This is a genomic window from Ideonella sp. FW305-24 (genome assembly GCF_058788035.1).
Genome location: NZ_JBYTAI010000035.1, coordinates 1 through 3,196, shown reverse-complemented (window position 1 = coordinate 3,196; position 3,196 = coordinate 1). Strand labels below are relative to the sequence as shown.

The 3,196-nt window shown below is 65.8% G+C and carries 4 protein-coding genes; all 4 read left to right on the top strand.

Translation table 11 applies throughout. The features are described 5' to 3' along the window. Positions 1 to 513 (top strand): branched-chain amino acid ABC transporter permease (locus AC3WR5_RS33320; RefSeq protein ID WP_492490084.1); only part of this gene is annotated, 513 nt, incomplete at its 5' end. Positions 514 to 529: 16 nt separating this feature from the next. Next, on the top strand, positions 530 to 1,615 hold the full coding sequence (locus AC3WR5_RS33315) for an ABC transporter permease subunit (protein WP_492490085.1): 1,086 nt from the start codon (positions 530 to 532) through the stop codon (positions 1,613 to 1,615). Positions 1,616 to 1,628: 13 nt separating this feature from the next. After that, complete coding sequence (locus AC3WR5_RS33310; protein WP_492490083.1) at positions 1,629 to 2,408, top strand: ABC transporter ATP-binding protein; 780 nt, start codon at positions 1,629 to 1,631, stop codon at positions 2,406 to 2,408. Between the two features lie 29 nt (positions 2,409 to 2,437). Continuing rightward, positions 2,438 to 3,157, top strand: a complete 720-nt coding sequence (locus tag AC3WR5_RS33305) for an ABC transporter ATP-binding protein (RefSeq protein ID WP_492490082.1) — start codon at positions 2,438 to 2,440, stop codon at positions 3,155 to 3,157. Positions 3,158 to 3,196 lie beyond the last annotated feature (39 nt).

Here is a 3,196-nt window from a genome sequence, read left to right as displayed (position 1 = left end):
TGGGCCGAAGGCCCCGTCATCACCTACAGCCAGATCCTCATCCTGGGCACCACCGTCGTCGTGCTGGCCGCCTTGCTCTGGCTGGTCAACCGCACCAAGCTGGGCCGGGCCATGCGGGCCACGGCAGAGAACCCGCGCGTGGCCGGCCTGATGGGCGTCAAGCCCGACCACATCATCTCGCTGACCTTCGTCATCGGCGCCACGCTGGCGGCCATCGCCGGCATCATGTGGGCGCTCAACTACGGCACCGTGCAGCACTCCATGGGCTTCCTGCCCGGGCTCAAAGCCTTCACCGCAGCCGTCTTCGGCGGCATCGGCAACCTCACCGGCGCGATGGTCGGCGGCATCCTGCTGGGCCTGATCGAAGCCATTGGCGCGGGCTACCTGGGCGAGTTGACCGGCGGCGTCTTCGGCAGCCAGTACGTCGAAATCTTCGCCTTCCTGGTCCTGATCCTCGTGCTCACCTTGCGTCCTTCGGGCCTCATGGGCGAACGCGTGGCCGACAGAGCTTGAGGTTGCCATGCAGAACATGAACCAAACCACCAAGATCGCCGTCTTCCTGCTGGCCGCCATCGCCCTGATCGCGCTGCCGCTGGTCGTTGCCCCGTTCGGCCAGGGCTGGGTGCGCATCATGGCCACCGCGCTGCTGTACGTCATGCTGGCCCTGGGCCTGAACATCGTCGTCGGCTACGCAGGCCTGCTGGACCTCGGCTACGTCGCCTTCTACGCGGTCGGCGCCTACCTCTACGCCTTGCTCTCCTCGCCGCACCTGTCGGACAACTTCGAGTGGATCAAGGCCGCCTTCCCCAACGGCCTGCACACCCCCGTCTGGGTCATCGTGCCGCTGGCCGCCGCGCTCGCGGGCCTGGCCGGCGTCATCCTCGGCGCGCCCACGCTCAAGCTCCGGGGCGACTACCTGGCCATCGTCACGCTGGGCTTTGGCGAAATCATCCGGGTCTTCATGAACAACCTGGAGTACCCCTTCAACATCACCAACGGCCCGCGCGGCATCAGCCAGATCGACGCGATGCAGTTCGGCGCGCTGGACTTCGGCAAGCCGCTGGACCTCTTCGGCCACAGCTTCCCGTCAGTCGTCCTGTACTACTACCTGTTCCTGGTGCTGGTCGTGGCCACCATCGTCATCTGCCGCCACCTGGCCGACTCCCGCATCGGCCGCGCCTGGATGGCCATCCGCGAAGACGAGATCGCCGCCAAGGCCATGGGCCTGAACACCCGCAACCTGAAGCTGCTGGCCTTCGGCATGGGCGCCACCTTCGGCGGCGTCTCGGGTTCCATGTTCGCCGCCTTCCAGGGCTTCGTCTCGCCAGAATCCTTCTCGCTGATGGAGTCCGTCATGATCGTCGCGATGGTCGTGCTCGGCGGCCTGGGCCACATCCCCGGCGTCATCCTCGGCGCCCTGCTGCTCTCGGCCATGCCCGAAGTGCTGCGCTACGTGGCCGGCCCGCTGCAACAACTCACCGACGGCCGACTGGACGCCGCCATCCTGCGCCAACTGCTGATCGCGCTGGCCATGATCATCATCATGCTGCTGCGCCCGCGCGGCCTGTGGCCCTCGCCCGAACACGGCAAGGCGGCTCCAGTGGCAGTGAAGTAAGGAAGAGAACACCATGACAGAAACCGTTCTCAAGGTTCAAGGCGTCTCCAAGCGCTTCGGTGGCCTGCAAGCCCTGTCGGACGTCAGCATGACGATCCAGAAGGGCCAGGTCTACGGCCTGATCGGCCCCAACGGCGCCGGCAAGACCACCTTCTTCAACGTCATCACCGGGCTGTACACGCCTGATGGCGGCAGCTTCGAGCTGGGCGGCGCCCCGTACACCCCGACCACCGTGCACCAGGTCGCCAAGGCCGGCATTGCCCGCACCTTCCAGAACATCCGGCTCTTCGCCGAGATGACCGCGCTGGAAAACGTCATGGTCGGCCGCCACGTCCGGACCCACTCGGGCCTGCTGGGCGCCGTCTTCCGCACGCCCGGCTTCAAGGCCGAAGAAGCCGACATCAGGAAACGTGCCCAGGAAATGCTGGACTACGTGGGCATTGGCAAATACGCCGACTTCAAGGCCAGAACCCTCTCTTACGGCGACCAGCGACGACTCGAGATCGCCCGGGCCCTGGCGACCGAGCCCAAGCTGATCGCGCTGGACGAGCCCGCCGCCGGCATGAACGCCACCGAGAAAGTCGTGCTCAGGGAACTGATCGACCGCATCCGCAACGACGGCAGGACCATCCTGATCATCGAGCACGACGTCAAGCTGGTGATGGGCCTGTGCGACCGCGTCACGGTGCTGGACTACGGCAAGCAGATTGCCGAAGGCACCTCGGGCGAAGTGCAGCGCAACGAGAAAGTGATTGAAGCCTACCTCGGCGCCGGTCACACCGCCACGCACTGACCAGAACAACAACAAGAAGGCAGCACGACATGACCACCCCTCAAACACTGCTCAAGGTCACCGGCCTGAAGGTCGCCTACGGCGGCATCCAGGCCGTCAAGGGCGCGAGCTTCGAAGTCCGGCAGGGCGAACTCGTCAGCCTGATCGGCGCCAACGGCGCGGGCAAGACCACCACGCTCAAGGCCGTCACCGGCCTGCAGCCGATGGCCGCCGGGCAGATCGAATTCATGGGCAAGCCCATCAAGGGCCAGGGCGCCTGGGACCTGGCACGCCAGGGCCTGGTGATGGTGCCTGAAGGCCGCGGCACCTTCACCCGCATGAGCATCACCGAGAACCTGCTGATGGGCGCGTACATCCGCAAGGACAAGGAGATCGAAGCCGACATCGACAAGGTCTTCAGCACCTTCCCGCGGCTGAAGGAACGCGCCACGCAGCTGGCCGGCACGATGAGCGGCGGCGAGCAGCAGATGCTGGCGATGGGCAGGGCGCTGATGGCAAGGCCGAAGCTGCTGCTGCTGGACGAGCCCAGCATGGGCTTGAGCCCCATCATGGTCGACAAGATCTTCGAGGTGGTCGACACCATCCACAAGCAGGGCGTGACCATCCTGCTGGTCGAGCAGAACGCCAGCCGGGCGCTGAGCCTGGCCAACCGGGGGTATGTGATGGAGAGCGGCGAGGTGACGATGGATGGGCCGGCCAGTCAGCTCTTGAACGATCCCAAAGTTCGCGCTGCTTACCTCGGCGAGTGAATGGCGCACCCGGCTTCGCGAGTACACGAAGCCACCCGC